General features: G+C 71.6%; 24 protein-coding genes and 1 pseudogene. 13 read left to right on the top strand and 12 right to left on the bottom strand.

Annotation, left to right across the window (positions count from 1 at the left end; genetic code table 11):
* Window positions 1-76 precede the first annotated feature (76 nt).
* Window positions 77-1,288 carry an acyl-CoA dehydrogenase family protein gene (locus ACNNMR_RS18980; protein WP_419995819.1) on the top strand — a complete coding sequence of 404 codons (1,212 nt, stop codon included), beginning with the start codon at window positions 77-79 and terminating at the stop codon, window positions 1,286-1,288.
* Complete coding sequence (locus tag ACNNMR_RS18975) at window positions 1,285-1,782, top strand: nitroreductase family deazaflavin-dependent oxidoreductase (RefSeq protein ID WP_419995818.1); 498 nt, start codon at window positions 1,285-1,287, stop codon at window positions 1,780-1,782. Before ACNNMR_RS18980 ends, ACNNMR_RS18975 begins: the two co-directional genes overlap by 4 nt.
* Here the strand turns inward: ACNNMR_RS18975 and ACNNMR_RS18970 are convergent.
* Entirely contained in the window at window positions 1,757-2,404 is a 648-nt protein-coding gene (locus ACNNMR_RS18970) for a TetR family transcriptional regulator (protein ID WP_419995817.1), read from the bottom strand. The genes ACNNMR_RS18975 and ACNNMR_RS18970 overlap by 26 nt on opposite strands.
* A gap of 423 nt (window positions 2,405-2,827) precedes the next feature.
* Between ACNNMR_RS18970 and ACNNMR_RS18965 the strand changes: the two genes are divergently transcribed.
* Entirely contained in the window at window positions 2,828-5,305 is a 2,478-nt protein-coding gene (locus ACNNMR_RS18965) for a PQQ-binding-like beta-propeller repeat protein (protein WP_419995816.1), read from the top strand.
* Between the two features lies 1 nt (window position 5,306).
* Here ACNNMR_RS18965 and ACNNMR_RS18960 read toward each other — a convergent pair whose 3' ends face one another.
* The 4 genes from ACNNMR_RS18960 to ACNNMR_RS18945 all read right to left on the bottom strand — a co-directional run bounded on the left by ACNNMR_RS18960 (window position 5,307) and on the right by ACNNMR_RS18945 (window position 8,379).
* Complete coding sequence (locus ACNNMR_RS18960; RefSeq protein WP_419995815.1) at window positions 5,307-5,918, bottom strand: hypothetical protein; 612 nt, start codon at window positions 5,916-5,918, stop codon at window positions 5,307-5,309.
* Between the two features lie 114 nt (window positions 5,919-6,032).
* Window positions 6,033-6,800 carry an enoyl-CoA hydratase/isomerase family protein gene (locus ACNNMR_RS18955; RefSeq protein WP_419995814.1) on the bottom strand — a complete coding sequence of 256 codons (768 nt, stop codon included), beginning with the start codon at window positions 6,798-6,800 and terminating at the stop codon, window positions 6,033-6,035.
* Complete coding sequence (locus tag ACNNMR_RS18950) at window positions 6,797-7,228, bottom strand: Zn-ribbon domain-containing OB-fold protein (RefSeq protein WP_420000408.1); 432 nt, start codon at window positions 7,226-7,228, stop codon at window positions 6,797-6,799. The genes ACNNMR_RS18955 and ACNNMR_RS18950 overlap by 4 nt, the downstream gene beginning before the upstream one ends.
* On the bottom strand, window positions 7,225-8,379 hold the full coding sequence (locus ACNNMR_RS18945) for a lipid-transfer protein (RefSeq protein ID WP_419995813.1): 1,155 nt from the start codon (window positions 8,377-8,379) through the stop codon (window positions 7,225-7,227). The genes ACNNMR_RS18950 and ACNNMR_RS18945 overlap by 4 nt, the downstream gene beginning before the upstream one ends.
* A gap of 87 nt (window positions 8,380-8,466) precedes the next feature.
* On the opposite strand from ACNNMR_RS18945, the gene ACNNMR_RS18940 reads away from it, so the two are divergent.
* A complete protein-coding gene (locus ACNNMR_RS18940; RefSeq protein WP_419995812.1) occupies window positions 8,467-10,074 on the top strand; it encodes a FadD3 family acyl-CoA ligase in 1,608 nt (535 codons plus the stop codon).
* A gap of 76 nt (window positions 10,075-10,150) precedes the next feature.
* Entirely contained in the window at window positions 10,151-10,576 is a 426-nt protein-coding gene (locus ACNNMR_RS18935) for a pyridoxamine 5'-phosphate oxidase family protein (protein ID WP_419995811.1), read from the top strand.
* A 3-nt stretch (window positions 10,577-10,579) separates the two neighbouring features.
* On the opposite strand, the gene ACNNMR_RS18930 is transcribed toward ACNNMR_RS18935, so the two are convergent.
* Entirely contained in the window at window positions 10,580-11,113 is a 534-nt protein-coding gene (locus tag ACNNMR_RS18930; RefSeq protein ID WP_419995810.1) for a dihydrofolate reductase family protein, read from the bottom strand.
* 159 nt (window positions 11,114-11,272) lie between these two features.
* Here ACNNMR_RS18930 and ACNNMR_RS18925 point away from each other — a divergent pair, with 159 nt between their 5' ends.
* The 3 genes from ACNNMR_RS18925 to ACNNMR_RS18915 all read left to right on the top strand — a co-directional run bounded on the left by ACNNMR_RS18925 (window position 11,273) and on the right by ACNNMR_RS18915 (window position 12,915).
* Window positions 11,273-12,223: an RNA polymerase subunit sigma-70 gene (locus ACNNMR_RS18925; RefSeq protein WP_419995809.1), complete on the top strand. Its 951-nt coding sequence runs from the start codon at window positions 11,273-11,275 to the stop codon at window positions 12,221-12,223.
* A gap of 123 nt (window positions 12,224-12,346) precedes the next feature.
* The gene (locus ACNNMR_RS18920; protein ID WP_419995808.1) at window positions 12,347-12,631 is read left to right on the top strand and encodes a type II toxin-antitoxin system Phd/YefM family antitoxin; all 285 of its coding nucleotides are present in this window, start codon (window positions 12,347-12,349) and stop codon (window positions 12,629-12,631) included.
* Window positions 12,628-12,915 carry a type II toxin-antitoxin system VapC family toxin gene (locus tag ACNNMR_RS18915; protein WP_419995807.1) on the top strand — a complete coding sequence of 96 codons (288 nt, stop codon included), beginning with the start codon at window positions 12,628-12,630 and terminating at the stop codon, window positions 12,913-12,915. Before ACNNMR_RS18920 ends, ACNNMR_RS18915 begins: the two co-directional genes overlap by 4 nt.
* Before the next feature lie 13 nt (window positions 12,916-12,928).
* Here ACNNMR_RS18915 and ACNNMR_RS18910 read toward each other — a convergent pair whose 3' ends face one another.
* The 4 genes and pseudogenes from ACNNMR_RS18910 to ACNNMR_RS18895 form a co-directional block, all read right to left on the bottom strand.
* The gene (locus ACNNMR_RS18910) at window positions 12,929-14,890 is read right to left on the bottom strand and encodes an N-acyl-D-amino-acid deacylase family protein (protein WP_420000407.1); all 1,962 of its coding nucleotides are present in this window, start codon (window positions 14,888-14,890) and stop codon (window positions 12,929-12,931) included.
* Window positions 14,847-15,791 (bottom strand): annotated as a pseudogene (locus tag ACNNMR_RS18905) (LLM class flavin-dependent oxidoreductase); the annotation flags it as partial. The pseudogene ACNNMR_RS18905 and the gene ACNNMR_RS18910, both read right to left, overlap by 44 nt.
* 136 nt (window positions 15,792-15,927) lie before the next feature.
* A complete protein-coding gene (locus ACNNMR_RS18900; RefSeq protein WP_419995806.1) occupies window positions 15,928-16,683 on the bottom strand; it encodes an SDR family NAD(P)-dependent oxidoreductase in 756 nt (251 codons plus the stop codon).
* 13 nt (window positions 16,684-16,696) lie between these two features.
* Window positions 16,697-17,638: an LLM class F420-dependent oxidoreductase gene (locus tag ACNNMR_RS18895; protein ID WP_419995805.1), complete on the bottom strand. Its 942-nt coding sequence runs from the start codon at window positions 17,636-17,638 to the stop codon at window positions 16,697-16,699.
* A 149-nt stretch (window positions 17,639-17,787) separates the two neighbouring features.
* Here ACNNMR_RS18895 and ACNNMR_RS18890 point away from each other — a divergent pair, with 149 nt between their 5' ends.
* Window positions 17,788-18,504 carry a class I SAM-dependent methyltransferase gene (locus ACNNMR_RS18890; protein ID WP_419995804.1) on the top strand — a complete coding sequence of 239 codons (717 nt, stop codon included), beginning with the start codon at window positions 17,788-17,790 and terminating at the stop codon, window positions 18,502-18,504.
* On the opposite strand, the gene ACNNMR_RS18885 is transcribed toward ACNNMR_RS18890, so the two are convergent.
* A complete protein-coding gene (locus ACNNMR_RS18885) occupies window positions 18,494-19,735 on the bottom strand; it encodes an amidohydrolase family protein (RefSeq protein WP_419995803.1) in 1,242 nt (413 codons plus the stop codon). The two genes, ACNNMR_RS18890 and ACNNMR_RS18885, sit on opposite strands and share 11 nt — an antisense overlap.
* A 179-nt stretch (window positions 19,736-19,914) precedes the next feature.
* On the opposite strand from ACNNMR_RS18885, the gene ACNNMR_RS18880 reads away from it, so the two are divergent.
* Together ACNNMR_RS18880 and ACNNMR_RS18875 are read left to right on the top strand one after the other, a co-directional pair.
* Window positions 19,915-22,866: a BTAD domain-containing putative transcriptional regulator gene (locus ACNNMR_RS18880; protein ID WP_419995802.1), complete on the top strand. Its 2,952-nt coding sequence runs from the start codon at window positions 19,915-19,917 to the stop codon at window positions 22,864-22,866.
* 237 nt (window positions 22,867-23,103) lie between these two features.
* Complete coding sequence (locus ACNNMR_RS18875; protein ID WP_419995801.1) at window positions 23,104-23,274, top strand: hypothetical protein; 171 nt, start codon at window positions 23,104-23,106, stop codon at window positions 23,272-23,274.
* Window positions 23,275-23,373: 99 nt separating this feature from the next.
* Here the strand turns inward: ACNNMR_RS18875 and ACNNMR_RS18870 are convergent, their stop codons facing one another.
* Window positions 23,374-24,861 (bottom strand): CehA/McbA family metallohydrolase, encoded by a 1,488-nt coding sequence (locus tag ACNNMR_RS18870; protein WP_419995800.1) that lies wholly within the window; start codon window positions 24,859-24,861, stop codon window positions 23,374-23,376.
* A 130-nt stretch (window positions 24,862-24,991) separates the two neighbouring features.
* On the opposite strand from ACNNMR_RS18870, the gene ACNNMR_RS18865 reads away from it, so the two are divergent.
* Complete coding sequence (locus ACNNMR_RS18865; RefSeq protein WP_419995799.1) at window positions 24,992-25,825, top strand: TIGR03619 family F420-dependent LLM class oxidoreductase; 834 nt, start codon at window positions 24,992-24,994, stop codon at window positions 25,823-25,825.
* A 110-nt stretch (window positions 25,826-25,935) separates the two neighbouring features.
* Window positions 25,936-26,376, top strand: a complete 441-nt coding sequence (locus ACNNMR_RS18860; protein WP_419995798.1) for a hypothetical protein — start codon at window positions 25,936-25,938, stop codon at window positions 26,374-26,376.

Below are 26,376 nucleotides of genomic sequence, written 5' to 3'. Positions count from 1 at the left end.
TGACGGTATATCAGATTCGGCAAAGTCGCTCTACGATGCGCAGCGTCGGCCACCGCACGGCACCGGAGGGAGCCCGATGGACACCGCGTTCACCGAGGAGCAGGACGGCATCCGCCGCACCCTGCGCGAGCTGCTGCGCAAACAGTCGGCGCCGGACGACGTCAAGGCGGCGGTCCGTACGCCGCTCGGCTACGACACCGAGCTGTGGAACCGGCTGGCGGGCGAGCTCGGCCTGCCGGGGCTTGCGCTGCCCGCCGCGTACGGCGGCATCGGCTGCGGCCCCGTCGAACTCGCCCTTGCCTGCGAAGAGTCGGGCCGTGCCGTCCTCCCGTCACCCCTGGTCCCCACCGCGGTCCTGGCCGCGCCCCTGATCGCCGCGCTGGGTACGGAGCCGCAGCGCGAGCGGCTGCTCGGGTCGGTGGCCACGCGCGGGGTGACCGCCGCGTTCGCCGCGTCCGGGGGGCTGCCGGAGGTGCTGGGGCTGACCGGCGGCGACGGCTCCTGGTCCGGAGGCGGCCGGGCGGGCGGGGTGCAGGCCCGTAAGCACGCGGAGGCCGACGCCGACACCGACACCGATACCGACGGCTGGCGCCTCTACGGCGAATGCGCCCAGGTCCTCGGCGGACACGCGGCCGACCTGCTGCTGGTCGCCGCCCACACCGGCGGCTACGCCGCCACCGGCACCCACCTCTACGCAGTCTGGGCCGACGCCCCCGGACTCCTGCGCCACCGCCGCACCACCCTCGACGAGACCCGCCCCCTCGCCCGCATCGAGCTCCGCGACACCCCCGCCGAACTGCTCGGGGAGCTCGGCGCCGACATCCCCGGCGCACTCGCCGCCACCGGCCTGACCGCCGCGGCCGCGCTCGCCGCCGAGGCGGTCGGAGTGGCGGCCGAGGCTCTCGCCCGTACCGTGGCGTACGTGAAGGAACGGCACCAGTTCGGCAGGCCCATCGGCTCCTTCCAGGCCGTGCAGCACCGGCTCGCCGACCTGCACGTGGAGGTGGAGTCGGCCCGCTCGGCCGCGTACTACGCGGCCTGGGCCGTCACCGACCCCGCCGCCGGGGAGGAGGACCGTACGACCGCCGCCCCCCTCGCCCTCGCCCAGGCCCTGGAGACCCAGCACTCCGTCACCGGCCAGGCGATCCAGCTGCACGGCGGCATCGGCTTCACCTGGGAGCACGAAGCCCACCTCTACTTCAAGCGCGCCGCCGGCGACCTGGCCCTCTTCGGCCCGCCGCACCGCCTGCGCGCGCACGCCGCCAAGACCGCGGGGGTGATCGCATGAAACCCGGCCTGAAGACCATCCAGCGCGTCTCCTCGACCCGCACCTTCGCGCGGATCGCCCCGCACGTCATCCCGGCCCTGGACCGCGGCGTGCACCGGCTCACCCGCGGCAAGGTGATGCTCAGCGCCCAGATGCTCCCCAGCGTCATCCTCACCGCGAAGGGCGCCAAGTCGGGCCTGCCCCGCAGGACTCCGCTGGCCTGCATGCCGGAGGAGAAGGACAGGACCTGGATCCTGATCGGCAGCAACTTCGGCCGTCCAGGGCATCCGGCCTGGACCGGGAACCTGATCGCCCACCCGGAGGCGGAGATCTCCTGGAAGGGCCGGGACATTTCCGTACGCGCGCAGCTCCTCGAAGGCGAGGAGCGGGAGCGCATGTGGCAGGAGGTGCTGCGCTTCTGGCCGCCGTACGCGACGTATCAGGCGCGCGTGGAACGGCAGATCAGGCTCTTCAGGGTCACCGCCGCTGCTACCTCGGCGGCTTCCGCCCCGTAACCCCGAGGTGCACCAGCATCGCCAGATTCGGCTTCAGCTCCGCCTGCTTCACGCCCCAGGTCTGGAAGCCCTTCTGGTGCGCGGCGACCGCCGCCAGCATCGCCACCAGCGAGCCCGCCATGGCCGCGGGGGAGACCGACGCGTCGACCTTGCCCTTGTCCTGGAGGTCCTTGATGGAGTCCGTAAGGGAGTTGGTGACGGCGTTCAGGATCTTCATGCGGATCTTGTAGAAGCGTTTGTCGCCCTCGGCCGCGCCGAGGTCGACGACGCGCAGGATCGCGTCGTTCTTGCGCCAGAAGGACAGGAAGCCCTCGACCAGTTCCTCCGCGGCCTGCGCGCCGGAGCGGCCGGCCCAGGCGCGGCCCGCGACCAGATCGGTCAGCTGCGCGCCCTCCTTGGCCATCTCGTTGGCGAGTTCGAGCACCGCGCCTTCGACGTCCGGGAAGTACTGGTAGAAGGTGGCCGGCGAGGTGCCCGCCTTGCGGGCGACGTCGATGACCTTGACGTCCCGGTACGGCGAGGAACTGAGCATCTCGCCCAGGCACTCCAGCAGTTTGGTGCGGGTCGCCTGGCCGCGACGGCCGGCCACGCGACCGTCGACCGTGCGCACTTGTCCTGTCATGCCGTCAGCTTACCGAGGGGTGATCGGCGCGCGATCTGACTGGGGCAAATGAGCACGCGAACAAAATTGACCATGTGTTCGAATTATTGGCGAGACGGGCCCGGGGGTCCGCGGCTAGCGTGTCCGTATCGCCAGACCCCCCGGCAGGCAACGGCCCCGCCGCCGGGTGCGGGCACGGCTGCCGGGCCCCGGGCGGCGGGGCCCGGCAGCCGGTGCGACCGGTCAACGCGGTGGTCAGTGATCGGTCAGCGATCGTTCAACGTGATCTAAGACACTCCCCTTTATCTCCTCGGGTTCGCAACGAAGGCGATTGCCAGGGAGAATCAGCGGGCGTACCCCCGGGACTGACGGAGTTGCGCGCGCAGTGAGAGGCTGCACGGGGGTCGTTGTAGGCGATCCCTTAACGGGGAGGTGGCAAGGGAAGTGGTCGAGCAGCTGACGCAGCACGACCCGAGACGGATCGGACCCTTCGAGGTGCTCGGCAGGCTGGGCGCCGGCGGCATGGGGCTGGTCTATCTCGCGCGTTCGGCGTCCGGCCGCAGAGTGGCCATCAAGACGGTGCGAACGGAGCTGGCCGAGGATCAGCTCTTCCGCGTCCGGTTCACGCGCGAGGTGGAGGCTGCCCGCGCCGTCAGCGGCTTCTATACCGCCGCGGTGGTAGACGCCGATCCGCGGGCTGCGGTTCCGTGGCTCGCCACGGCGTACGTACCCGCGCCCTCGCTCGAGGAAATAGTGACCGAGTGCGGTCCGCTGCCCGTCCAGGCGGTGCGCTGGCTGGCGGCCGGCGTCGCCGAGGCGCTGCAGTCCATCCACGGGGCCGGCCTGGTGCACCGCGACCTGAAGCCGTCCAATGTCCTCGTCGTCGAGGACGGCCCGCGCGTCATCGACTTCGGCATCGCCTCCGGCGTCTCCAACACCCGCCTGACGATGACCAATGTCGCCGTCGGCACCCCCGCCTACATGTCCCCGGAGCAGGCCCGCGACTCCCGCTCCGTCACCGGCGCGAGTGATGTCTTCTCCCTCGGGTCGACGCTGGTGTTCGCCGGTACGGGTCATGCTCCCTTCCACGGCGCGAACCCCGTCGAGACCGTCTTCATGCTGCTGCGCGAGGGCCCGAACCTGGAGGGCCTGCCGGACGAGCTGCGGCCGCTGATCGAGTCCGTCATGCGGATGAACGCCGAGGAGCGCCCCACCCCCAGCGAAATGCAGGCCGACCTGGCCCCGCATCTCTTCAGCGCGGGCCAGGACGACAGCGGCACCGCCTCGGCCTGGCTGCCCGCGGGCGCCGTCGAGCTGATCGAGGCGCGCCGCGGCGGCGGCCGTACGACCGCGGGCGCCGGCGGCGGCGCGGTGAACGGCGCCCCGGCCGCCAACGGCAGCAAGAGCTCCGTACGCCAGAAGCCGCCGCCCATGCCGTCGTACGAGCCGGGCGAGCCGGTCCCGCCCAGCCTCCCGCCCGAGCCGGAGCCCGCGGTCGCCGAGGCGGCCCCGCCGTCCGGCTCCGCGTCGACGCCGCGCGGCGCGGTGCGGCTGGCGCAGTCGCCGGTGCCGATCGGCCCCGGCCCGCGGGTGGCGGATGTGCGGGCCGCGGCGCAGCGGATGGCCGCGGAGCGGGACGCGGGCAGTAACCAGGTGACCGGCTGGCTGCGGCCGCCGAACGGCGCCGTACCCGGGCAGAAGCCGGGCAAGGCTCGGCCGAAGAGCGCGGCCGCCCCCGCCAAGCCACCGCCCCCGGCGCCGCGGCAGCCGGACTGGCGGCCCTGGCGCTTCCGGATGTCCAACGACGTCTGGGGCACCCCCGCCGTCGTCGGCAATCTGCTGTACGTCACCTCCTTCGAGGTGCACGCCCTCGATGTGGGCAGCGGCAGGCGGCAGTTCAAGACCCGCGAGGTCGCCTGGTCGATGGCGGTCGGCGACGGCCTCATCCACGCCTCCGACGGGCCCAGCCTGTACGCCCTGGACTCCGCGCAGGGGCAGGAGCGCTGGCGGGTGGCCACGGACGGCTGGGTGTACGCGCTGAAGACCGACGCACCCGCCGCCCGTACCGCGGGCCGCTCCGGCACGGTCGTCACCGGCACCCGCGGCGGCGGCGTGCAGGCGCGCGATGCCGCGACGGGCGAGCCGCTGTGGGAGCTGTCCGGCGCGCAGTCCGACTTCGAGACGCAGGAGGCGGGCCCGGTCGTCCACGACGGCACGGTCTACCTGTGGGCGAACGACCGCCTGTCCGCGCTGGACGCCAGGACCGGCGCCGAGCGCTGGTCGTATCCGATCGGCGACGCGGCCGCGTGCGGCGGCGTGCCGGTGCGGCTGACGCCGACCGACGACGGCGTGCTGTACGTCGCGGCGGGCAAGCGGGTGCTGGCCCTGGACGCCGCCTTCGGCGGGGTCCGATGGACCTTCGAGACCCCCGCGGTGCTGCTCAGCCCGCCCGCGTACGCCCCCGGGGCCGCGGTCACGGGCGGCGGGGTCTACCTCGCCGACTACCTGGGCACGGTCTACGCCCTCGACGCGACGGACGGCCGCGAGCGCTGGCGCATCGCCACGGAGGCCCGCCAGTCGATCGAGCCGGTGACGGTCGTCGACGGCTCGGTGCACGTGGGCGCGGGCAGCGCCCTGTACACCCTCGACGCGGTGGCGGGCACCCCGAAGTGGCGCTTCCCGGTCCGCGGCGAGCTGATCGGCGCCCCGGTCGCAGCCGACGGCCGCGTCCACTTCGGCTCCGCCGACCACTGCATCTACGCGGTGGCGGCGGGCGACGGCCGCCTGCTCTGGAAGCTCAAGACGGACGGCGAGATCACAGGCTCGCCCGTGGTCGCGAGCGGCGTGGTGTACGCGTGCAGCAAGGACCGGTGCGTGTACGCCCTGGATGCGGCGGAGGGGACGCGGACGTCGGGCGGTTAGCTCACGCCGCGCGGTCGTCCGGGAAGCGGGGCGGCCTGCCGTCCGCTGTCTGCTCCTGGTCGACGCCCGGCGGCGGGGCCGCCTCGCGGCGGCGCATCGCGTCCGGGAGCGGGTGCACGTTGTCCGGGAGGGGTTCCGGCGCGTACGTGGAGCTCGGTGCGGGAGTGACGATCGTGTCGCCCTTGCGGCGCCTGCCCTTGGCCTTCTTCGGGTTGCCCATGACGGCCATGCCGAGGAACATCGCCACCGCCGCGAACCAGGCGTTCGCGACGCCGAGGTCCATGCCCGTGCCGTCCGCCTGCACCGACAGGCCGTCGCTCACCTGGCCCTGCCGGATCATCCACAGCACCACCGTCGCGAGGACGACAAGGCCCCCGATCGCAATCGCGATCCGCGAGCGGATCAGCACCCCGATCACCGCGAGGATCGCCGCCGCGATCATCGGCAGCATGATCGACTCCATGATCGGCGACCGGTTTCCGCTGATGCCGTCGAAGAGCTGGCCCACGCCGTAATCGCGGCCGGGGCGGCCGTCGTACCAGGGACGGAAGGGGCTCCATACGGCGGCCGCCGCTCCTAGCAGGACGAGCGCGGAACCGATCAGGTATCGCACCTTGGATGCAGCATTCTCGAGCATTGTCTGGCACGCCTTCCCACATCGTTCCAGCGGGCTTCGTCCGTGTTTCGACGTTACGCCGGAAATGTCAAGGCGGCGAGCCGGTGATCTTTAACGCAGGTGAAAGCCCTGGTCACGCCCGGTGAACAGCTTCGCCTGCTCCTCCGCCGACAGGTTCCCCAGCGCGATCAGCGCCGGCGCCTGCGCAAAGGCCTGATCCCGCGCCGCCTGCCGCCCTGCCCACAGCGCCCGCACGGTCCCCTGCACCGCCGCCGGCGGATACGACGCGAGCGTCCGCGCCGCCCGCAGCGCGGCCTCGACCGCCTCGCCCGCCGGCGCCACCTCCGACACCAGCCCCGTCTCGTACGCCCGCCGCGCCGACACCCGCTCCGCCGTCCCCATCAGCGCCAGCCGCGCGGCCTCCCCGTACGGCAGCCGCTGCGCGAGGATCATCGCCTCGTACGCGCTCACCATCCCGTACGTCGTATGCGGATCGAAGAAGCTCGCCTCCTCGTCCGCCACGATGAAGTCGCACTCCCCGAGCAGATAGAAGGCTCCGCCGCAGGCCATCCCGTTCACCGCGCCGATCACCGGCAGCCACAGGTCCTGCGCCTTCGGCCCGATGTCGAGGAGCGGGTCGTCGATGGCGTACGGGGAAAGCGGCTGCGGGGCCTCGACGGACCGGTCGATGCCCGTCGTGAAGGCCCGGTCGCCTGCGCCCGTGAGCACCACCGCGCGCACGTCGTCCCGGCCGCGGAAGTCCTGCCAGGCCGCGCGCAGCGCGTCCGCGGTCGGCAGGTCGATGGCGTTGAGCCGCTCGGGCCTGTCGATCGTGACGACCGCGACGCCGTCGTCGAGCTTCGTCTCGACCGTCGTCATGGCCGCTCCAGCCGCCAGTGCGGCACCGGCAGCCCGTCCGGATGCTCCCGGAAGTCCGCCGTCACCGCGGCGCCGATGCGCGGGCTGGGCGCCGAACCGTTCCCGACCAGATTCCCGACGAGCCGGATCTGCGGGGCCTCGGCCAGCTCCACCAGCACCACGTCGTACGGGGCCAGCGCGGCATACGCGGGCAGCAGCGGCGGGTGCGCGGTCACGTACGACCAGATCCGGCCACGGCCGCTCAGCAGCCGCCACTCGCTGTCGAAGCTCTGGCAGCGCGGGCAGCAGGGGCGCGGCGGGAAGCGCAGCTCGCCGCAGTCCGCGGCGGCGCAGGCCTGGATGCGCAGCTCGCCGCGGGCTGCGTACTCCCAGAAGGGGGCGCCGTCGTCGTCGAGGACGGGTTGCAGTAGCTCGGACACGATCGTCAGCTCCTCAGCAGCAGCGCGGACGTCGGGACGCCCTCGCCCGCCGTGACCAGGCAGGTCGAGGCGTTCGGGACCTGGGCGGTGGAGGCGCCGCGCAGCTGGCGGACGCCCTCGTTGATGAGATTGAAGCCGTGGACGTACGCCTCCGACAGGCCGCCGCCGGAGGTGTTGACCGGCAGCCGGCCGCCGGTCTCCAGCGCGCCGCCCTCGGTGAAAGCGGCGCCCTCGCCCCGCCCGCAGAAGCCGTAGCCCTCCAGGGACAGCGGGATCAGTGGCGTAAAAGCATCGTAGATCTGGGCGACATCGACATCATCGGGGCCGAAGTCGGCGGACTTCCACAGGTGCCGGGCGGCGGTCCAGCTGGGGCCGCTCAGGGGGTCGTCGTTCCAGTAGTTGACCATGCCGTGGTGCTGGGCGGGCAGGCCCTGGGCGGCGGAGTGCACGTAGACCGGCTTCTGCCGGAGGTCCCGGGCCCGTTCCGCCGAGACGATCACGCAGGCCAGCGCCCCGTCCGTCTCCAGGCAGTTGTCGAAGAGGCACAGCGGCTCGCTGATCCAGCGCGAGGACATGTACGACTCGCGGGTCATCGGCCGCTCGTACATGATCGCGGCCGGGTTCTGATTCGCGCGGTTCCGGCAGGCGAGCGCGACGTTGAAGAGGTGGTCGCGGGTGGCGCCGTACTCGTGCATGTACCGCCGCGTGAGCATCGCGATCTCGTCGGCCGGCCTGAGCAGCCCGTACGGCCGGGTCCACTGTGCCGGAGTGGGCAGCTGCACGGCGGTGTTGGTCCACGGCCGCGGCCCGCTGCCGCGCTTGCGGGACCGCCAGGCGACGCCGACCGTCGCCTGCCCGGTGGCGATGGCCGCGGCGAGATGCGCGACCGTGGCGCAGGAACCGCCGCCGCCGTAACCGGTCTTGGCGAAGAAGGTCACGTCCCCGGCGCCGATCGCCTTGGCGACCTCGACCTCGTCGGTGTTCTCCATCGTGTACGAGGCGAAACCGTCGACCTCGGCGGGCTCGATCCCGGCGTCGTCGAGGGCGGCGAGGATGGCGCGACAGGCCAGGGCCTTCTCGGATTCCGGGAGTTGTTTCGCGAACGGCGTCTGCCCTATGCCGGCTATCGCGGTCACGTCCTTGAGGTTGGAAACCCCCATCGCCACCTCCCGGTGTCGCTGTTCTCGCTGCTGACAGCCGGGAAGGCTACCGCTAATCTGACGGATAGTCAGCTACCGGGAGGGGACATGGCAGTGGAGAGCGCACCCGGTCCGGCGTGGGAGACCATCCCCGCGCTCGTACGCCACGCGGCGACCGCGCACGCCGACCGCGAGGCGGTCGTCAGCGGTCGCACCCGCATCAGCTACGCCGACCTCGGCACCCGCATCGACCGCGCCGCGGCCGCCTGCATCGCCTCCGGCGTGCGGCGCGGCGACCGGGTGGCGATCTGGGCGCCGAACACCGTGGAGTGGATCGTCGCCGCCCTCGGCGCGGTGACCGCGGGCGCGGTGCTCGTCCCCATCAACACCCGCTTCAAAGGCAGCGAGGCCGCCTACGTCCTGGAGCGCTCCCGCGCCCGCACGCTCTTCGTCACGGGCACCTTCCTCGGCACGTCGTACGTCTCCTCCCTCCGCCGCGCCGCGGCCGAGGGCCCGGGCGACGGCCCGCTGCCCGGACTGCCGCACCTTCAGGATGTGGTGCTGCTCGCCGACGACGCCCCCGAGGACTTCCGCACCTGGAACGCCTTCCTGGCGGCGGGCTCAGGGACCACCGCGGAGCAAGTCGACTCACGCGCGGCCGAGATCGGCCCCACCGACCCCTCGGACATCATCTACACCTCCGGCACCACCGGTCACCCCAAGGGCGCGGTGATCACCCACGCCCAGACCCTGCGCGGCTACGACACCTGGGCGGAGCTCGCGGGCCTGGAGGAAGGCGACCGCTACCTGATCATCAACCCGTTCTTCCACACCTTCGGCTACAAGGCGGGCGTCATCGCCTGCCTCACCCGCGGCGCCACGATGATCCCGCAGCCGGTCTTCAACGTGGACACCGCACTGGCCAACATCTCCGCGGAACGCATCAGCGTCCTCCCCGGCCCGCCCACCATCCACCAGCAGCTCCTCGACCACCCGGCCCGCGACTCCCACGACCTCTCGGCGCTGCGCCTGGTGGTCACGGGCGCGGCGGTGATCCCGCTGCGGCTGGTGGAGCGGCTGCGCGACGAGCTCAAGATCGGCACGGTGATCACGGCGTACGGCCTGACGGAGGCGTCCGGCATCGCGACGATGTGCCGCCGCGGCGACCCGGCGGAGGTGATCGCGGCGACCAGCGGCCGGGCGATCCCCGGCACGGAGGTGAAGGTGGTCGACGCATCGGGTGCGACGCTGCCGGCTGGCGAGCCGGGCGAGGTCATGGTCCGCGGCTACAACGTCATGCAGGGCTACTTCGAGGCCCCGGAGGAGACCGCGAAGGCCATCACCGAGGACGGCTGGCTGCGCACCGGGGACGTGGGCGTACTGGACGAGGGCGGGAATCTGCGGATCACGGACCGCATCAAGGACATGTTCATAGCCGGCGGCTTCAACGCCTACCCGGCCGAGATCGAGCAGACCCTGGGCCTGCACCCGGCGGTGGCGGACGTGGCCGTGATCGGCATCCCGGACGCGCGGCTGGGCGAGGTCGGCAAGGCTTTCGTCGTACGCCGCCCGGGCACGTCGCTCGACGAGGCCGAGCTGATCGCGTGGTCGCGCCGCGAGATGGCGAATTACAAGGTCCCGCGGCAGGTCACCTTCGTAACGGAACTCCCGCGCAACGCCAGCGGCAAGGTGGTGAAGACTCGCCTGCGGGAATAGTGGGCCAGGCGATCACGCTGCGGTAGGCATAGCTCTGCACACCCGTACGCCCCACTTACGAGGAGCCCTGAGCAATATGGCGCTGCCGCAGTCAGAACGCGAAGCCTTCCTCGCCGAACCTCACATCGGCGCCCTCTCCATCACCCGCTCCGACGCGGACCGGGCGCCGTTGAACGTCCCGGTCTGGTACGTCTACGAGCCCGGCGGCGACCTGTGGATCCTCACGGGCGCCACCTCGGCAAAGGCAAAGGCAGCCGCGGCGGCGGGCCGCGCCTCCCTGATGGCCCAGCGGCTGGAGCCCACGGTCCGCTACGTAACGGCAGAGGGCCCGCTGACCATCGAACCGGGCACGCCCGAGCAACTGCGCGAGGTCACGGAGCGCTACCTGCCGCCGGACGCGGTGGAGGAGTACCTCAAATTCTCGGAGGCCAACCTCGAGGCGAACGTGATCCTCCGCCTCAAGCCGGAGAAGTGGCTGTCGGCGGATATGGGGAGCTTCTAGCGCTCAGGCGTTTGCGTAGGAGAGGACGACCACGCCGTTGCCGCGTTCGGTGACGGAGGCCAGGTGCAGGTCCGTGCGCTTGCCGGGGCGGAACAGCGTCGTCCCGGCGCCCGCCATGACCGGGTTGATGACGAAGTTCAGCTTGTCGACCAGGCCGTTCTCCAGCAGGGTCTGGGCGAGCCGGCTGTAGCCGTAGATCATCAGGTGCCCGTCGCCTTGCTCCTTGAGTTCCCGCACGGCGGGGGCCGGGTCGCCGGAGATGATCGTCGTGTTGTTCCAGTCCGCTGTGGTCAGCGTGGAGGAGAAGACGTACTTGGGCATGTCGTTGATCCGCTCCAGGTAGGGCCCGGAGGGCGACGACCAGGCGGGGGCGAAGTAGTTGTACGTGTTTCTACCCATCAGCATGGCGTCGCTTTCGAGCAGTACGGCGAGCGATTCCTCCGCGGCCTGCTGGTCGAAGTAGTCCCCGACCCAGGACTGCGGGTCGGCGTGGACACCGTCGAGTGAGACCAGGCTGCTCACGATCAGGTTGCGCATATTGCCTCCTGTCATAGTCCTCATCACGTGAAACACCGGCCGGCGCGTCGATTCACCGACGCGGGCGGCGATGAGTCCAGGCGCCCACCGGTGTTGTATTTCCAGAACCCCTATCCCAGGAGTCAGCCACCCGGATGAGATGAAGGGACAGGTCTCACCATGACCGAAGCCACCCTCGCCCTTGCCCAGGCCGGGGACGGTGAGGCCTTCCGCGAACTCATCGATCCCCACCGCCGCGAGCTGGAGGCGCACTGCTACCGGATTCTCGGCTCTGTGCAGGACGCCGAGGACGTACTGCAGGAAGCCCTGCTGGCGGCTTGGCGCTCGATCGGCCGGTTCGACGGCAGGTCGCTGCGGGCGTGGCTGTACCGGATCGCCACCAACCGCTGCCTCAACTACCTGCGCGGCGAGTCCCGCCGCCCGCAACCGGCGCAGGCCGGGGCGGCCGCCGACCCGTGGTGGCTCGAGCCCTACCCCGGTGATCCGGACGACCTGGCCCTCGGCCCCGAAGCCCGTTACGACGCACGGGAGTCGATCGCCCTGTCGTTCGTGGCGGGCCTGCAGCACCTGCCGCCTCAGCAGCGTGCGGTCCTGGTGCTCCGGGACGTACTCGGCTACCCCGCAGCTGAAGCCGCCGAGATCCTCGGCACCACACCGGCCGCCGTCAACAGCGCGCTCATCCGGGCCCGGGCCGGCCTGCCGTCCGACCGCCACCCGCACGATGTGCCGGTCCCCAGGTCACCGGCGGAGGCCGCCGTCGTCGACCGGTTCGTCAGCGCGTTCCAGCGCTTCGACCTGGAGGAACTGGTGGCCCTGCTCACCGACGACGCCAGGCTGACGATGCCGCCCCAGCCCGCCGAGTACCGGGGCCCCGGGCCGATCGCCCGCTTCCTGACGTCTCATCAGCGCCAAGAGCTGAAATTCCTCCCCACCCGGGCCAACGGCCAGCCCGCCCTGGCGCTCTATCTCCCCGACCCCAGCGCACCGCTCTGGCGGGCCAGCGGCCTCACCGTCCTCACTCTCCGAGGAGACCGGATCCACGCACTCACCCGCTTCGGCGACCAGAGCCTCTTCGCCCGCTTCGGCTACCCCCGCACGTTGCCGGCCTGAGTACGCGACGAAGCCCGACCGCGACGGCTCCCCACTCGGACGGAGTAACCGCCGACGCGCGGCATCGTTGGGTAGCGCGACCGGTGGTGTACGCGACGGTGAGGGGGACGTACCGTGAAGACCATGGAGCAAATCGGCATCCAGGAGCTGATCCAGCATGTGAGCCGGTATGTGGAACGGGTGCGGCGCGGCGAGGTCATCGAGATCACAGACGATGGGGCCACGGTCGCCCGGATCACGCCTGTGTCCCATGACGAAACCACGCTGGACGTACTCATCGCTCAGGGGCTCGTGGTACCCCCGAGCGGAAGCTTCGACGAACTGCTGGAGTCGCCAGGGGCGAGCGGGCGGCCGGGCGCACCGCCCACGGATGTCATCCTCAGCGAGCTGCGCGAGGACCGGTCTTGATCTACCTTGACCCGTCGGCGCTGCTCAAGCTGGTCTTCGAGGAAGCGGAATCGCCCGCACTCCGGCAATGGCTCAAGGACCGCATCCACCTAATCCCTATGGGAGACCGTGTCGCCACCAAGGCGCTAGACATCGGGGACCCGCTGCTGCGCAGCCTGGACGCCATCCACCTCGCCTCAGCCGCGATGCTCCTCCCACGCTTGTCCGCCTTCGTCGTCTACGACAAGCGGCTCTGTGCGGCGGCCGAGGCGGAGGGCATGTCTGCCCGCCACCCCGGCGTTTGACGGCTGCTGCCGGTCAGTGCGCGGTCTGCACCGTCCGCGTGTCCCGCCCCGACCTGAGCACCTTGCCCGGGATCGCGCCGGTGACCTCGTCGTCCTTGATGGTGCGGATCCCGTTGACCCACACCCCCGTGATCCCGACCGCCTCCGAGTCCAGCCGCGGGCTGTCGCCCGGGAGGTCGTGGACCAGCTTTGCCTGGCCTGCGTCTATGCGGTTCGGGTCGAAGAGGACCAAGTCCGCGTGGTAGCCCTCCGCGATACGGCCGCGCTCCCGCAGGCCGAAGAGCTGGGCCGGGTCGTCCGTCAGCATCTTCACCGCCTGTTCCAGCGAGACCAGCTTCCGCCCCCGCAGGCAGTCGCCCAGGAAGCGGGTGGTGTACGGCGCTCCGCACATGCGGTCCAGGTGGGCGCCGGCGTCGGAGCCGCCGAGCATGACGTCCTCGTGCTGCCAGGTCTCCCGGCGCAGATCCCAGCTTGCCGGGTCGTTGTCGGTGGGCATTGGCCACAGGACCGTACGCAGGTCGTCGTTGGCGCAGATCTCCACCAGCGTTTCGAAGGCGTCCTGCCCGCGCTCCTCGGCGATGTCCCGGACGACCCGGCCCTGCAGGCCCTCGTTCGCCTGCGAATACGTGTCGCCGATGACGTACCGGCCGAAGTTGGCCAGCCGCCGGAAGACCCCGGCCTCCTTGCTGTTGGCGCGCTTCAGCATCTCCTCCCGTACGGACGCGTCGCGCAGCTTCGCGATTCGCTCCGGGACCGGCAGGCCGAGGATGTCCCCCCAGCCCGGGATCAGGTTCAGGGCGCAGAAAGTGCCCAGCGACATGTTCATCGGCACCAGGATCGGCATCGTCAGCGCGACGATCCTGCCCCCCGCCTTGCGCGCCCGCTCACTCGCCTCCAGCTGCCGCGGCACCCGTTCCGGGACGGCCGCGTCGATCGTGAGGACGTTCCAGTTCAGCGGCCGCCCCGCCGCCGCCGTCATCTCCACGAAGAGGTCGATCTCCTCGTCCGCGAACTGGTCGAGGCAGCCCGCCACGATCGCCTCCAGCTGCGTCCCCTCATGCTCGGAGACGGCCTTCGACAGCGCGATCAGCTCCGCCGGCTTGGCGTGCCGGGAGGCGACCGGCTTGCCGTCGCCGTCGGAGTGGCTGCTCGACTGCGTGGTCGACAGGCCCCACGCGCCCGCGTCCATCGCCTCGTGGAAGAGCCGGAGCATCTCCTCCATCTGCTGCTCCGTCGGCTGGCCGCCGACCGCGTCCGGGCCCATGACATGCCGGCGCAGCGCGCAGTGCCCCGCCATGAAGCCCGCGTTGACCGCGATCCGGCCCTCCAGCGCGTCGAGGTAGTCGCCGAAGCTGTTCCAGTTCCAGGGCGCGCCCTCCTCCAGCGCGACGAGGGACATGCCCTCGACCCTGGACATCATCCGGCGGGTGTAGTCGGCGTCGCCGGGGCGGGCGGGGTTCAGCGGGGCCAGGGTGAAGCCGCAGTTGCCGCCCGCGACCGTCGTCACGCCGTGGTTCATGGACGGGGTCGCGTACGGGTCCCAGAACAGCTGGGCGTCGTAGTGGGTGTGCGGGTCGACGAAGCCGGGGGCCAGGACCTGGCCGCCGGCCTCGATGGTGGTCCGGGCCGGCTCGTCGACCGACCCGATGGCGACGATCCGCCCGTCGCGTATCCCGACGTCCGCGACCCTGGCCTGCGCCCCGGTCCCGTCGACGACGGTGGCTCCCTTGATGAGCTGGTCGAGCATATTGCTGACTCCCTCCTCCTGTGCTCCCTCAGCCCTGGCCCGCCGCCTGGCGGAAGCGGGTGGTCCGGTGCACCGGGTCGGTGTCGATCTTGGGGATGACGTGCTCGCCGACCAGCTTGATGGTGTTGATGGTGTCCTCGTACGGGACGCCGATCGGCAGCCCGAACGACAGCTGGTCCGCGCCCGCCTGCTCCCACCGCTTGCACGCCTTGAGCACCTCGTCCGGATCGCCGCAGATCATCAGCTCCTGCTCGATCAGGTACTCCACCAGCTCCTCGGTGTACTCCGGGATCAACTCCGGCCACTCGGGGATGCCCTCCGGGCGCGGGAAGGTGTCGTGGTAGCGGAAGAGCAGCGACTGCAGGTAGTTCAGGCCGCCGTTCAGGGCTATCTGCACGGCCTTCTCGTGCGTCTCCGCGCAGATCGCGGTGGACGTCACCATGACGTTGTCGTTGACGAAGTCGCCGACCGGCTCGGCGTCCTTGATGGCGCCCTTGTACGACTCCAGCACCCACTCCATGTCGGAGACCTTCTGCACGCTGAAGCCCAGCACGCCGAGGCCCTTCTTGGCCGCCATCGCGTACGAGGGCGGGGACCCGGCCGCGTACCACATGCCGGGGTGCGAGCCGCCGTACGGCTTCGGCAGCACCTTGCGCGGCGGCAGCGACCAGTGCTTGCCCTTGAAGCCCTCGTACTCGTCCTGCAGCCACATCTTGGGGAACTCGGCGATCGTCTCTTCCCAGTGTTCCTTGGTGTGGTTCATGTCCGTGATGCCGGGGAAGAAGCCGAGGATTTCGTGGCTGCCGGCCCCGCGCCCGCTGCCGAACTCGAAGCGGCCCTCGGAGAGGTGGTCGAGCATGGCGACCTTCTCGGCCACCTTCACCGGGTGGTTGACGGGGGCGAGGGGGTTGAAGATCCCGGAGCCCAGGTGGATGCGCTCGGTGGCGTGTGCCAGGTAGCCCAGGAAGACGTCGTTGGCCGACAGGTGCGAGTACTCCTCCAGGAAGTGATGCTCGGAGGCCCAGGCGTACTTGAAGCCCGACTTGTCCGCCTGGATGACGTACTCCGTCTCCTCCATCAGCGCGTGGTGCTCGGCCTCCGGGTCGGCCTTGGCGCGCTTGGCGGGCACGTATCCCTGCACGAAGAGCCCGAATTCCACGGCTGCTCACTCCCTCTCCGAGGTTCTCCGGAGCGTTTCTGACGCTCCGTCAGATTCGTTCTGACTCTCGCACCGTGCCGCGACACGGTCAAGACCTGATGGGCCGTCAGTCCAGGCTGATCCCGGCCAGCCAGCCGCCGTCGATGACGAAGGGCTGCCCGGTGACGTACGCCGAGTCGTCCGAGGAGAGGAAGAGCGCCATCCTGGCCACCTCCTCCGGCTGCCCGACCCGGCCGAGCGGCACGGCCTTGGCGTAGAACTCGTCGAGGCCTTCGGCCTGGTCCGGGTTGGACATGGGGGTGTCCACCGCCCCGGGGCAGATGGCATTCACCCGGATCTGCTTGCGCGCCAGCTCCATCGCGGCGACCCGGGTCATGCCGAGGATCGCGGCCTTGGTGGCGGCGTACGAGGTGAGCCCAGCCATGCCGGCGAGGCCCGCGTACGAGGCGGTGTTGACGATCGTGCCGCGGCCGGTCGCGGCGATGGCGGGGGCGGCGTGCTTCATGCCGAGGAAGACGCCGACCTGATTGACCGCGACCACCTGCTGGTACTCCTCCAGCGGCGTGTTCACCAGCGCGTTGAAGCGCAGGATGCCCGCGTTGTTGACCAGGCCGTCGAGCTTGCCGAAGGCGTCGGTGGCGGCGGCGACGGCCGCGACCCACGCGTCTTCCTTGCTCACGTCCAGGTGGACGTAGCGGGCCCGGTCCGCCCCGAGCTCCTTGGCCACCGCCTGCCCCTCCGCGTCGAGCACGTCCCCCAGGACGACCCGCGCACCCTCCTCCGCGAAGAGCCGCGCCTCCTGCTCGCCCTGGCCGCGGGCGGCACCGGTGATGAGGACGACCCGTCCATCGAGCTTGCCCATGCTGAAAGCCCTCCTAGAGATGCGGCGCTACGTCGGCGGCGAAGGCCGCCATCTGGTCGGTCAGTTCGCTGCGGCTGCGGCAGCGGAAGCGGATCTGGATCTGGTGCACGCCGATGGCCCTGAACTCGCGCAGCGACTCGGCGATCGCCTCCGGCTTGCCGGTGCGGGTGCGGTGGCCGGTGTCCCAGCCCGGCTCGCCCACGTACAGCGCCTCGGTGATCGCGCCGATCTCGATCGGCTCCGTCACCCCGGCCTCGGCGCGCAGCCGCTCGATGCGGGCGATCTGGGCCGGGAGCTTGTCGCGCGGGTCGCCCTGCGGCAGCCAGCCGTCGCCGCGCACGGCCGCGCGGCGGGTGGCCGCCGGGGATGAGCCGCCCACCCAGAGGGGCGGCCGGGGCGTCTGCGCCGGGCGGGGCCGCTGCCCGAGCCCGGAGAAGGAGAAGCGCTCGCCGCTGTGCGCGGGGAATTCGTCCGGCCCGAGCGCCGCCTTCAGCGCGTCCATGGTCTCGTCGAGTACCGCCCCGCGCCGCTCGAAGTCGACGCCCAGCGCCTCGAACTCCTCCTGTACGTGCCCGGCCCCCACCCCCAGGATCAGCCGCCCGCCGGAGAGATGGTCGAGGGTGGCGTACTGCTTCGCGCTCAGCAGTGGATGCCGCAGCCCCGGCACCGACACGTGGGTCAGCAGCCGGACCCGCTCGGTGATGGCCGCGAGGTACGAGAGCGTGGCCACGGGGTCGTACCAGATGGTCGACATCGCGCCGGCGAGGCGCTCCGGGATGGCGACGTGGTCGCAGCTCGCGACGTACGCGAAGCCGGCGCGGTCCGCGGTGCGCACCACCTCGGCGAGGTCCTCGACGGTGGCGGAGGCCTCCCAGGGCTCGGCGTAGATGGTCGACTGTGACTGGATGGGCAGCTGCATGCCGTACGACAAGCGGCCCTCGGGGAGTATGCGCACGGGTGATCCTCCGGCTGGTCCGAGCGATGTCCTAGGCGCGGCGTGCGGGGGCATCGTCCTATCTGACGGTCCATCAGACAAGAGGCGTACGGCCGACCGGCTCAAGACCGCCGCGGAACTCCGCTTGGGCCGCCGCACGTCTTCTGGGCATGACAACTCCCACGGGCAGACACGCAGGACACCGCGGCACCGGCCCCGGCGCCATGACCCCGGACGGCTGCGCGGTCGACGTCTACGAGCGGCTCAAGGCAGGCCGCGAACCGGACGTCGTCACCGCCGCGCTCCAGCCCGGCGCCACCCTCCTCGAACTCGGCTGCGGCGCGGGCCGGGTCACCCAGCCGCTCGCCGAGCGCGGCTTCCGCATCACCGCCGTCGACGAGTCCGCCGAGATGCTGGAGCGCGTACGCACCCGCGCCCCCGCCGCGCGCACGGTGCACGCCGCCGCCGAGGACCTCGCCCTGGACGAGCGCTTCGACGCGGTGATGCTCGCCTCCTTCCTGGTGCACACGGCCGACGACCGGCAGCGCACGGCCCTCCTCGCCGCCTGCCGCCGGCACGTCCGCGCGGACGGCTGCGTGCTCATCGAGCGCGAGGGCCTCGACTGGTACGACCGGCCGCTGCCGAGCGAGCGCCACGACGAGGTGAACGGCTGCGTCACGCGGATGGTGTCGGCGGAGCTGACGGCGGACGGGCGGCGGCGGGTGCGGATCGAGTACGAGTGGCCGGATGCGACCTGGGCGCACGAGTTCGTCAACCGCCCGCTCACCAGGGAGGCCTTCGAGGCGCACCTGGCCGCGGCCGGACTGGCCGTGGACCGCTACCTGACGGACGACGGGGTGTGGGTGCGGGCCGTACCTACTGCTTAGAACCCGCCCACAATCCCTCCGCCGTCAGCCCCAGCAGATCGATCGCATTGCCGCGCACGATCCGCTCGATGACGTCCGGCGCCAGGTGCCCCATCTGCGCCTCCGCCACCTCGCGGGACTTGGGCCAGGTGGAGTCGGAGTGCGGGTAGTCCGTCTCGTAAAGGACATTCGCGACGCCGATCGAGTCCAGGTTCTTCAGGCCGAAGGCGTCGTCGAAGAAGCACCCGAAGATCCGGTTCTTGAAGGTCTCGGAAGGCGGCACCGTCACCTTGTCGGCGACGCCGCCCCAGCCCCGGTTCTCCTCCCAGACGACGTCGGCGCGCTCCAGGATGTACGGGATCCAGCCGATCTGCCCCTCCGCGTACATGATCTTCAGGTCCGGGAAGCGCTCCAGCTTGCCGCTCATCAGCCAGTCGACCATGGAGTAGCAGCAGTTGGCGAAGGTGATGGTGGAGCCGACCGCGGGCGGGGCGTCCGCCGAGGTCGACGGCATCTTGGACGACGACCCGATGTGCATGGCGATGACGGTCCGCGTCTCCTCGCAGGCGCGCAGGAAGGGGTCCCAGTCGTCGGAGTGGATCGACGGCAGCCCGAGGAAGGGCGGGATCTCGGAGAAGCACACGGCGCGCACGCCGCGCGCGGCGTTGCGGCGGACTTCCTGAGCGGCCAGTTCAGGATCCCAGAGCGGGATGATCGGCAGCGGTATCAGCCGCCCCTGCGCGTCCTGGCCGCACCACTCCTCCACCATCCAGTCGTTGTACGCCTTGACGCAGAGCAGCCCGAGCTCGTGGTCCTTGGCCTCGGTGAAGGTCTGCCCGCAGAAGCGCGGGAAGGTGGGGAAGCAGAGGGCGGACTGGACGTGGTTGACGTCCATGTCCGCCAGGCGCTCCTTGATCGAGAAGGAGCCGGGCCGCATCTGCTCGTACGTGATGACCTCGAGCTTGATCTCGTCCCTGTCGTAGCCGACGGCGGTGTCGAGGCGGGTCAGCGGGCGGTGCAGGTCCTCGTACACCCACCAGTCGCCGATCGGGCCGTCATCGCCCGGCTGCCCCATCTTCGGCGCGAACTTGCCGCCGAGGAAGGTCATCTCCTTCAGCGGGGCGCGCACGATACGGGGGCCGACCTCGGCGTATTTGGCCGGGAGGCGGTCCTGCCAGACGTTCGGGGGTTCGACGGTGTGGTCGTCCACGGAGATGATCCGGGGAATGGCGTTCTGTGCTGGAGTCTCCATGGCGACCACCGTAGCGCCGATCTGACGGTCCGTCAGCTACGTGTACCGGGCGGATCCACGGGGAGGCTACGGCCGGTTTCGGTATCGGAACGTCCGTATCCGCAGCTGTCGGATCCCGCTGGCGCAAGGCAGACTTGGCCGGGGATGATGTGCATATGACCACGGGGAGGGGGACGGCCATGAGCGAGGACGCGCTTCGGGGGACGGCGGCGGCAGCCGAGCAGTTGGCAGCGGGAGAGCTGCGGTTCGCGGTGCTCGGGCCGGTCCGCGCGTGGCGGGGACCGGAGCCGCTGGCAATCGGCTCGCCCCAGCAACGCGCCATGCTCGCCGCGCTGCTGCTTCGCGGCGGCCGCACGGCGACCGCACAGGAACTGGTGGACGCCCTGTGGGGCGAGGAGCCACCACCGCGCGCGCTCGCCGCGCTGCGCACGTACGCCTCCCGGCTGCGCAAGGTGCTGGGCGCGGAGGCGCTGGTCAGCGAGGCGGGCGGCTATGCGATGCGCGCGGTCGCCCACCTGGACGCCGACCGCGCCGCCGACCGGGCGGCGGCGGCAGAGGACGCGGTCGCCGTCGGCGATCTGGCGGACGCCCGCGACCTGTACGGCGAGGCGCTCGCCGCCTGGGACGGCGAGCCGCTGGCCGGCCTGCCGGGCCCGTACGCGGACCTGGAGCGCACCCGCCTGGAGGAGTGGCACCTCTCCCTCCAGGAGGCCCGCCTCCAGGTGGATCTCGACTCCGGCCACCACGCCGACGCGGTCTCCGAACTCACCGCCCTGACCGCCGCCCACCCGCTCCGCGAGCGGCTGCGCGAGCTGCTGATGCTGGCGCTGTACCGCAGCGGCCGGCAGGCCGAGGCGCTCGCCGTGTACGCGGATACGCGGCGGCTGCTGGCGGATGAGCTCGGGGTGGACCCGCGGGCGGAGCTGTCGGAGCTGCAGGAGCGGATCCTGCGGGCGGATGAGGGACTGTCGGCGCCGCACGCCCCGGGCGACGAGGCGGCGGAGGTCCCTGCGGTCCGGCCCGCTCAACTCCCTGCGCGTGTCCCGGACTTCACCGGCCGCGCGGATTTCGTCAAGGAGCTCGGCGAGCTGCTGGCCACGGCTGACGGCAACGTCATGGCGGTATCGGCGGTCGCCGGCATCGGCGGCGTCGGAAAGACGACGCTCGCGGTGCACGTGGCGCACGCGGCGCGCGAGCTCTTCCCGGACGGCCAGCTGTACGTGGACCTGCAGGGCTCGGGCACGCCCGCCGAGCCGGAGGCGGTGCTGGGATCCTTCCTGCGCGCGCTGGGCACCAAGGACTCGGACATCCCGAGCGGCGTGGAGGAGCGGTCGGCGCTGTACCGCTCGCTGCTGTCGGGCCGCCGGATCCTCGCCCTGCTCGACAACGCCCGAGACGCGGCACAGATCCGCCCGCTGCTCCCGGGCGCGGAGGGCTGCGCGGCGCTGATCACCAGCCGGCACCGGATGGTCGACCTCCCCGGCGCGCACCTGGTCGACCTGGACGTGATGGCCCCGGACGAGGCGCTGTCGCTGTTCACAAAGATCGTCGGCGAGGAGCGGGTACGGGCCGAGCGCGAAGCGTCGATGGACGTGGTCGCCGCCTGCGGCTTCCTGCCCCTGGCGATCCGTATCGCGGCATCCAGGCTGGCCGCGCGCCGCACGTGGACGGTCTCAGTGCTGGCCTCGAAGCTCTCGGACGAACGCCGCCGCCTGGACGAACTCCAGGCCGGCGACCAGGCGGTCAAGGCCACCTTCGAACTCGGCTACGGCCAGCTGACCCCACCACAGGCCCGCGCCTTCCGGCTGCTGGGCCTGGCCGACGGCCCGGACATCTCCCTCGCGGCCGCCGCCGCGATGCTCGACCGCACGGACGAGGAGACAGAAGACCTGCTGGAGTCCCTGGTGGACGCCTCCCTCCTGGAGTCGGCGGCGCCGGGCCGCTATCGCTTCCACGACCTGGTGCGGCTGTACGCACGGGCGTGCGCGGAGCGGGACGAGTACCCGCCGGAGGAGTGCGGGGCGGCGCTGTCGCGGCTGCTGGACTTTTATCTGGCGACGGCGGCTCGGGTTTATGAGCTGCGGCGGCCCGGCGAGCGGCTGCCGCGGCACCTGGCCCCGACCAAGCAGCCGGGCCTCGACTTCGCCTCGCAAGCGGCGGCGAACGACTGGCTGTTCGCGGAGGCGGGCTGCATGCTCGCGACCGTACGGCAGCAGGCCGTCGGCGACACCCTGCAGCGGGCGGCCGACCTGCTGCTGGTGAACCAGGAGGACCTGGCCGAGTCCGGCGTCTTCGCGCTGCAGTACGCACAGGCCTCGCGGCTCGTACGGGACGCCGCGCAGGCTGCGAACGACCCCCTGGCCGAAGGCCGGGCGCGGCTGAACATCTCGGCGGAACTCAGCATGGCCGGGCGGCTCACCGAGGCGGACGCGGAGGCGCAGCACGCGTATCTGCTGGGGCAGGCCGCGGACGACATCGTGGTGTGCAGCCACGTGCTCAACGACCGGGCCATCATCGCCACCCTGCAGAACCGCCCGGACGACGCGGAGGCGTACCTCAACCTGGCTCTGGAGGCCTTCCGGGGCGGCCGGGACCCGGACGAGGCGAGCGAGGCAAGCGCGCTCTGCAACCTCTCCCGGGTGCACGTCAACACCGGCCGTACCGCCTCCGGCGTGCAGCTGGCCGAGCAGTCGCTCGCCATCCTGCTGCGCCAGGGCGCCGCGGTGCGCCAGGCCAATGCGCGCTACACGCTCGGCATCGCGCTCGCGGCGCAGGGCCGGCTGGACGACGCCGAGTCCGAGTACCGCCAGGCCCTGCGGATCTTCGAGGAGAACCGGCAGCAGTTCTGGGAGGGCATGACGCTCTTCCGGCTCGCCGAACTCCATCTGGACGCCCGCCGCCCGGCGCAGTCCGCCGCGCACGCGGAGCAGGCCCTCGCCCGGCTCCGCGACCTCGGCGGGCCACAGCGGCGGGCGACCACGCTGAGCGTGCTGGGCAAGGCCCTGGAAGCGCTCGGGCAGCATGTACGGGCCCGCGCCTGCTGGACCGAGGCGCTGGCCATCTTCGAGGAGCTGGAGGCCCCGGAGGCGGCAGAGCTGCGCGGTCTGCTCAGCACGGCGGTGGCCGCCTGAGGGCTGCCGAGGACTGCAGCAGACTGCCAACGAACCGTTCATCGAACGTTTATCGCCGCCCGCCAAGCTCTACTTCAGCGACCTGCGCAGCGGGGGGCCGCCGGGTCGCCAGGGCTCACTCAGCAGTATGGTGAGCGGCCCTGATACGCCTGTCCGGCAGTACTCGGGGGAGCTGCCGGGCAGGCCCCAAAGCCCACCAACTCCATGACGTAGTCCCGCTCAAAAGGAGTTCACACCATGACCAGTCCTACGCCCAAGGACGACGGCACCGAAAAGCCGGACGGCCGCTTCACGCCCGTAGCACCCGAGGGCGGCGAGGAAGAGACCGCACCCGAAGAGGGCAAGGCCGAGAAGAAGCCCGCCAAGGGCGAAGGCACGGTCAAGCCGACCGGCCGCTTCACGCCCTGACCCACCACAGACCTTCTCGGCGGGGGAAGACAAAGCCCGACCACGACGGCACAGAGGGGGAGCCGTCGCGGTCGGGCTTCGTCGCGTGCGCCTCGCCGCTCAGCGGCGACCGCGCAGCCACACCGGATTCGTCATCGCCACCATCGCGCCGGGCAGGCCCGACGCCCCGCCGTCCGCGGGCTGTTTGCGCACCTCGGCGCGGACGTAGCCGGAGTAGGACGGCGTCGTACGCCACTCCGCCGTCCCCGCGCCCTCCGCCAGCTCTGTCGCGTACAACTGCCCCTCGTCCGTCATGAAGCGGACCTGGGCGCGCTCCGGGCCGCCGGTCAGCTTCAGGCGGACGGTGACGGTCGCGTCCTCCGCCACCCGCAGCCTGCCGCCGATGCCTGCCTGCTCGCCCTTCGGCCCGTACGCGCCGAACTCCAGCCCCACCCCCGCCGATTCCGCCAGCCAGCTCCGGCCCGCCTTGATACCCGCCAGCAGCGCCTGCCGCGACAGGTCGTCCGCGTGCACGACCGTCTGCGGCAGACCGACGACCTGCGGCTCGCGGTGGGCGTCGCTGTTGCCCATCGCCGGGATCCAGTCGTCGTCGGCGACCAGGAGGTTGTCCCAGGCCGCCACCGCCAGCTCGTCGTCCGCCGTCCACGGGCCGTTCCAGACCTCGATCGCGTCCGCGCCCTCGTAGCCGAACTTCCACTGGCAGCCGACGAAGGGGCAGTTGGGGTGGGCAGGGACCACCAGGCCGCCTGCCCGGTGGATGCGGCGGACATAGCGCTCGTACGCGTCGTCCAGGGCCCGGTAGCGCCAGTCCACGAAGGTCCCGGGGTCGGTGCCGAGCGCCAGGTAGTGGCCGTTGCGCGTCGTGATCTCCTCACCGCACAGGATCAGCAGATCGTCGCCCCACAGCCCATCCCACGCAGCATGCCCCGACGTCGTGTTGTGCTCGGTCGTCGTGATGAAGTCCAGCTTCGCGGCGCGTGCTGCCGCAGCCGCCTCCGCCGGCGTGCGCTTGCCGTCGGAGTGGACGGTGTGCAGGTGGCAGTCGCCGCGGTACCAGGCGCGGCCGCGCCCCTTCGCCCGCTCGGGCGGGAACTTCGGCTTCGGGGTCGTGCCCTGCTCGCCCGTGCGCAGGGTGATGGTGACCTCGTAGTTCAGCCCCTGCGGCGCGACCGTGTACGGGCCGAGCACGACATGCCAGGTCCCGGCCCGCACCGGCCCCGCTAGATAGGCGGGCGTGGCCTCCTCCGTGCTGATCGCGAACTCGGTCCTGAACCCGCCCGACCAGCCCCTGAAGCCCCTCCCGCCAAGCTCGGTCCCGCGCTCGTCGAAGATGCCGATGTCGAGCGCGTTGCCCTGCGTCCCGGCCGGGACCGTGGGCTTGTCGTAGGTATAGGAGACCGCGATCTCCCGGACGCCGGCCGGCACCTCAACGGGCAGATAGACGAAGTCCGCGACCCCGGGCTCCAGCTTCCCGGTGACCTTGCGGGTCTCGTCCCGCCCCTCGGCGGCCTGCGCGAAGCTCACGGGAGCGAGCGTAGCCGCGACCGCCCCGGCCGCCGAGAGCTTGAGTACGTCACGTCGTTGCACGAGTCCCCCTGGGGTGTAAGTGGCTGTGTGGTGTTTGGACTAGCGCAACGGTTGTACGCCGAAGTGACTCCCGGTGGAACGGGGCACGTCGCTCTGGCTGTTTTCGGCACCCGGCGCGACCATGTGCGCCATGCGCATCTCGGTCACCATCTTCCTCACCGACGAGACCGTCGGCCCCGCCCAGCTCGCCCGCGAGCTCGAGCAGCGCGGGTTCTACGGGCTGTACCTCCCCGAGCACACCCACATCCCCGTCAGCCGCGCGACCCCCGCCCCCATGGGCGAGCCGCTGCCGCGCGAATACGGGCGCACCCTCGACCCCTTCATCGCGCTCGGGCAGGCCGCCGCCGTCACCGAGCGGCTGCACGTCGCCACCGGCATCACGCTCATCGCCCAGCACGACCCCATCGATCTCGCGAAGCAGGCCGCCACCCTCGACCACCTCTCCGGCGGCCGCTTCACCCTCGGCCTCGGCTTCGGCTGGAACCGCGAGGAGGCCGCCGACCACGGCGTCGAGTGGGCCACCCGGCGCGAGCTCGGCCGCGACCGGATGGCGGCGATGCGCGCGCTGTGGGCGCCGGAGCCGACGGCGTACGAGGGGAAGTACGCCTCCGTGCAGCCCAGTCACGCCCACCCGAAGCCGCGGCGTGGCGAGCGCGGGCCGCGCACCCTGCTGGGCGGCGCCGCGGGGCCGAAGCTGTTCGCGCACATCGCCGAGTACGGCGACGGCTGGATGCCGATCGGCGGCCGCGGCCTCGCCGCGGCGCTGCCGGAGCTGCGCCGGGTGTGGGCGGACGCGGGCCGCGACCCGGCGGCCCTGGAGACGGTCCCGTACGCCACCCGCCCCACCCCCGGCAAGCTGGAGCACTTCGCCGGGCTCGGCGTGGAGGAGGTCGTCGCCCAGCTGCCCTCCGGCGGGCGGGACGAGGTGCTGCGCGCGCTCGATTCGTACGCGCGGTTCCTCTGAGCCGATGCGCCGATCCGAGGCTGCCTTCCCCCGCCGTCTGGTCGCCGCAGGTAGCTGCCCGTACGGTGGCAATCGGGACAAGTCCCGTGCCGAGCCCCGGGGAGGGCACCGTGTCGGAGCCGCCGGACAACCGCGAGAACCAGCCGCAGGACCCCTACAGCGGAACGAACCCGTACGCCAAGCAGCCCCCACCAGCCCAGCCGGGCCCGCAGGGGCTGCCGCAGTACCCCGGGCCGCAGAGCAGCCCGTACGGCGGCGGGCAGCAGAGCCCGTACGGTGGGCCGCAGCCCATGGCCGGTCCGCCGGGCCCGCCGATGCAGCCGCACAACGACTCCAAGACGCTGAGCGTCATCGCCATCGTGCTCGGCTGCATCTCGCTCTTCTTCTGCCCGCCCCTCTTCGGCGGCGCCGCACTCGTCTGCGCCATCATCGCCAAGGTGCAGAACCGCCCGCTGAGCACGCCCGCCCTGGTCGTCGCCATCGTCGGCCTCGTCGGCGGCATCGGCATCGGCATCCTGCTGTGGTCCGCGGGCTTCACATACGGGAGCTGA

The organism is Streptomyces boninensis (assembly GCF_048572725.1).
GTDB lineage: Bacteria > Actinomycetota > Actinomycetes > Streptomycetales > Streptomycetaceae > Streptomyces > Streptomyces boninensis.
Note: the sequence above shows the minus strand (reverse complement) of the source record. Positions and strands in the feature narration are given on the sequence as shown.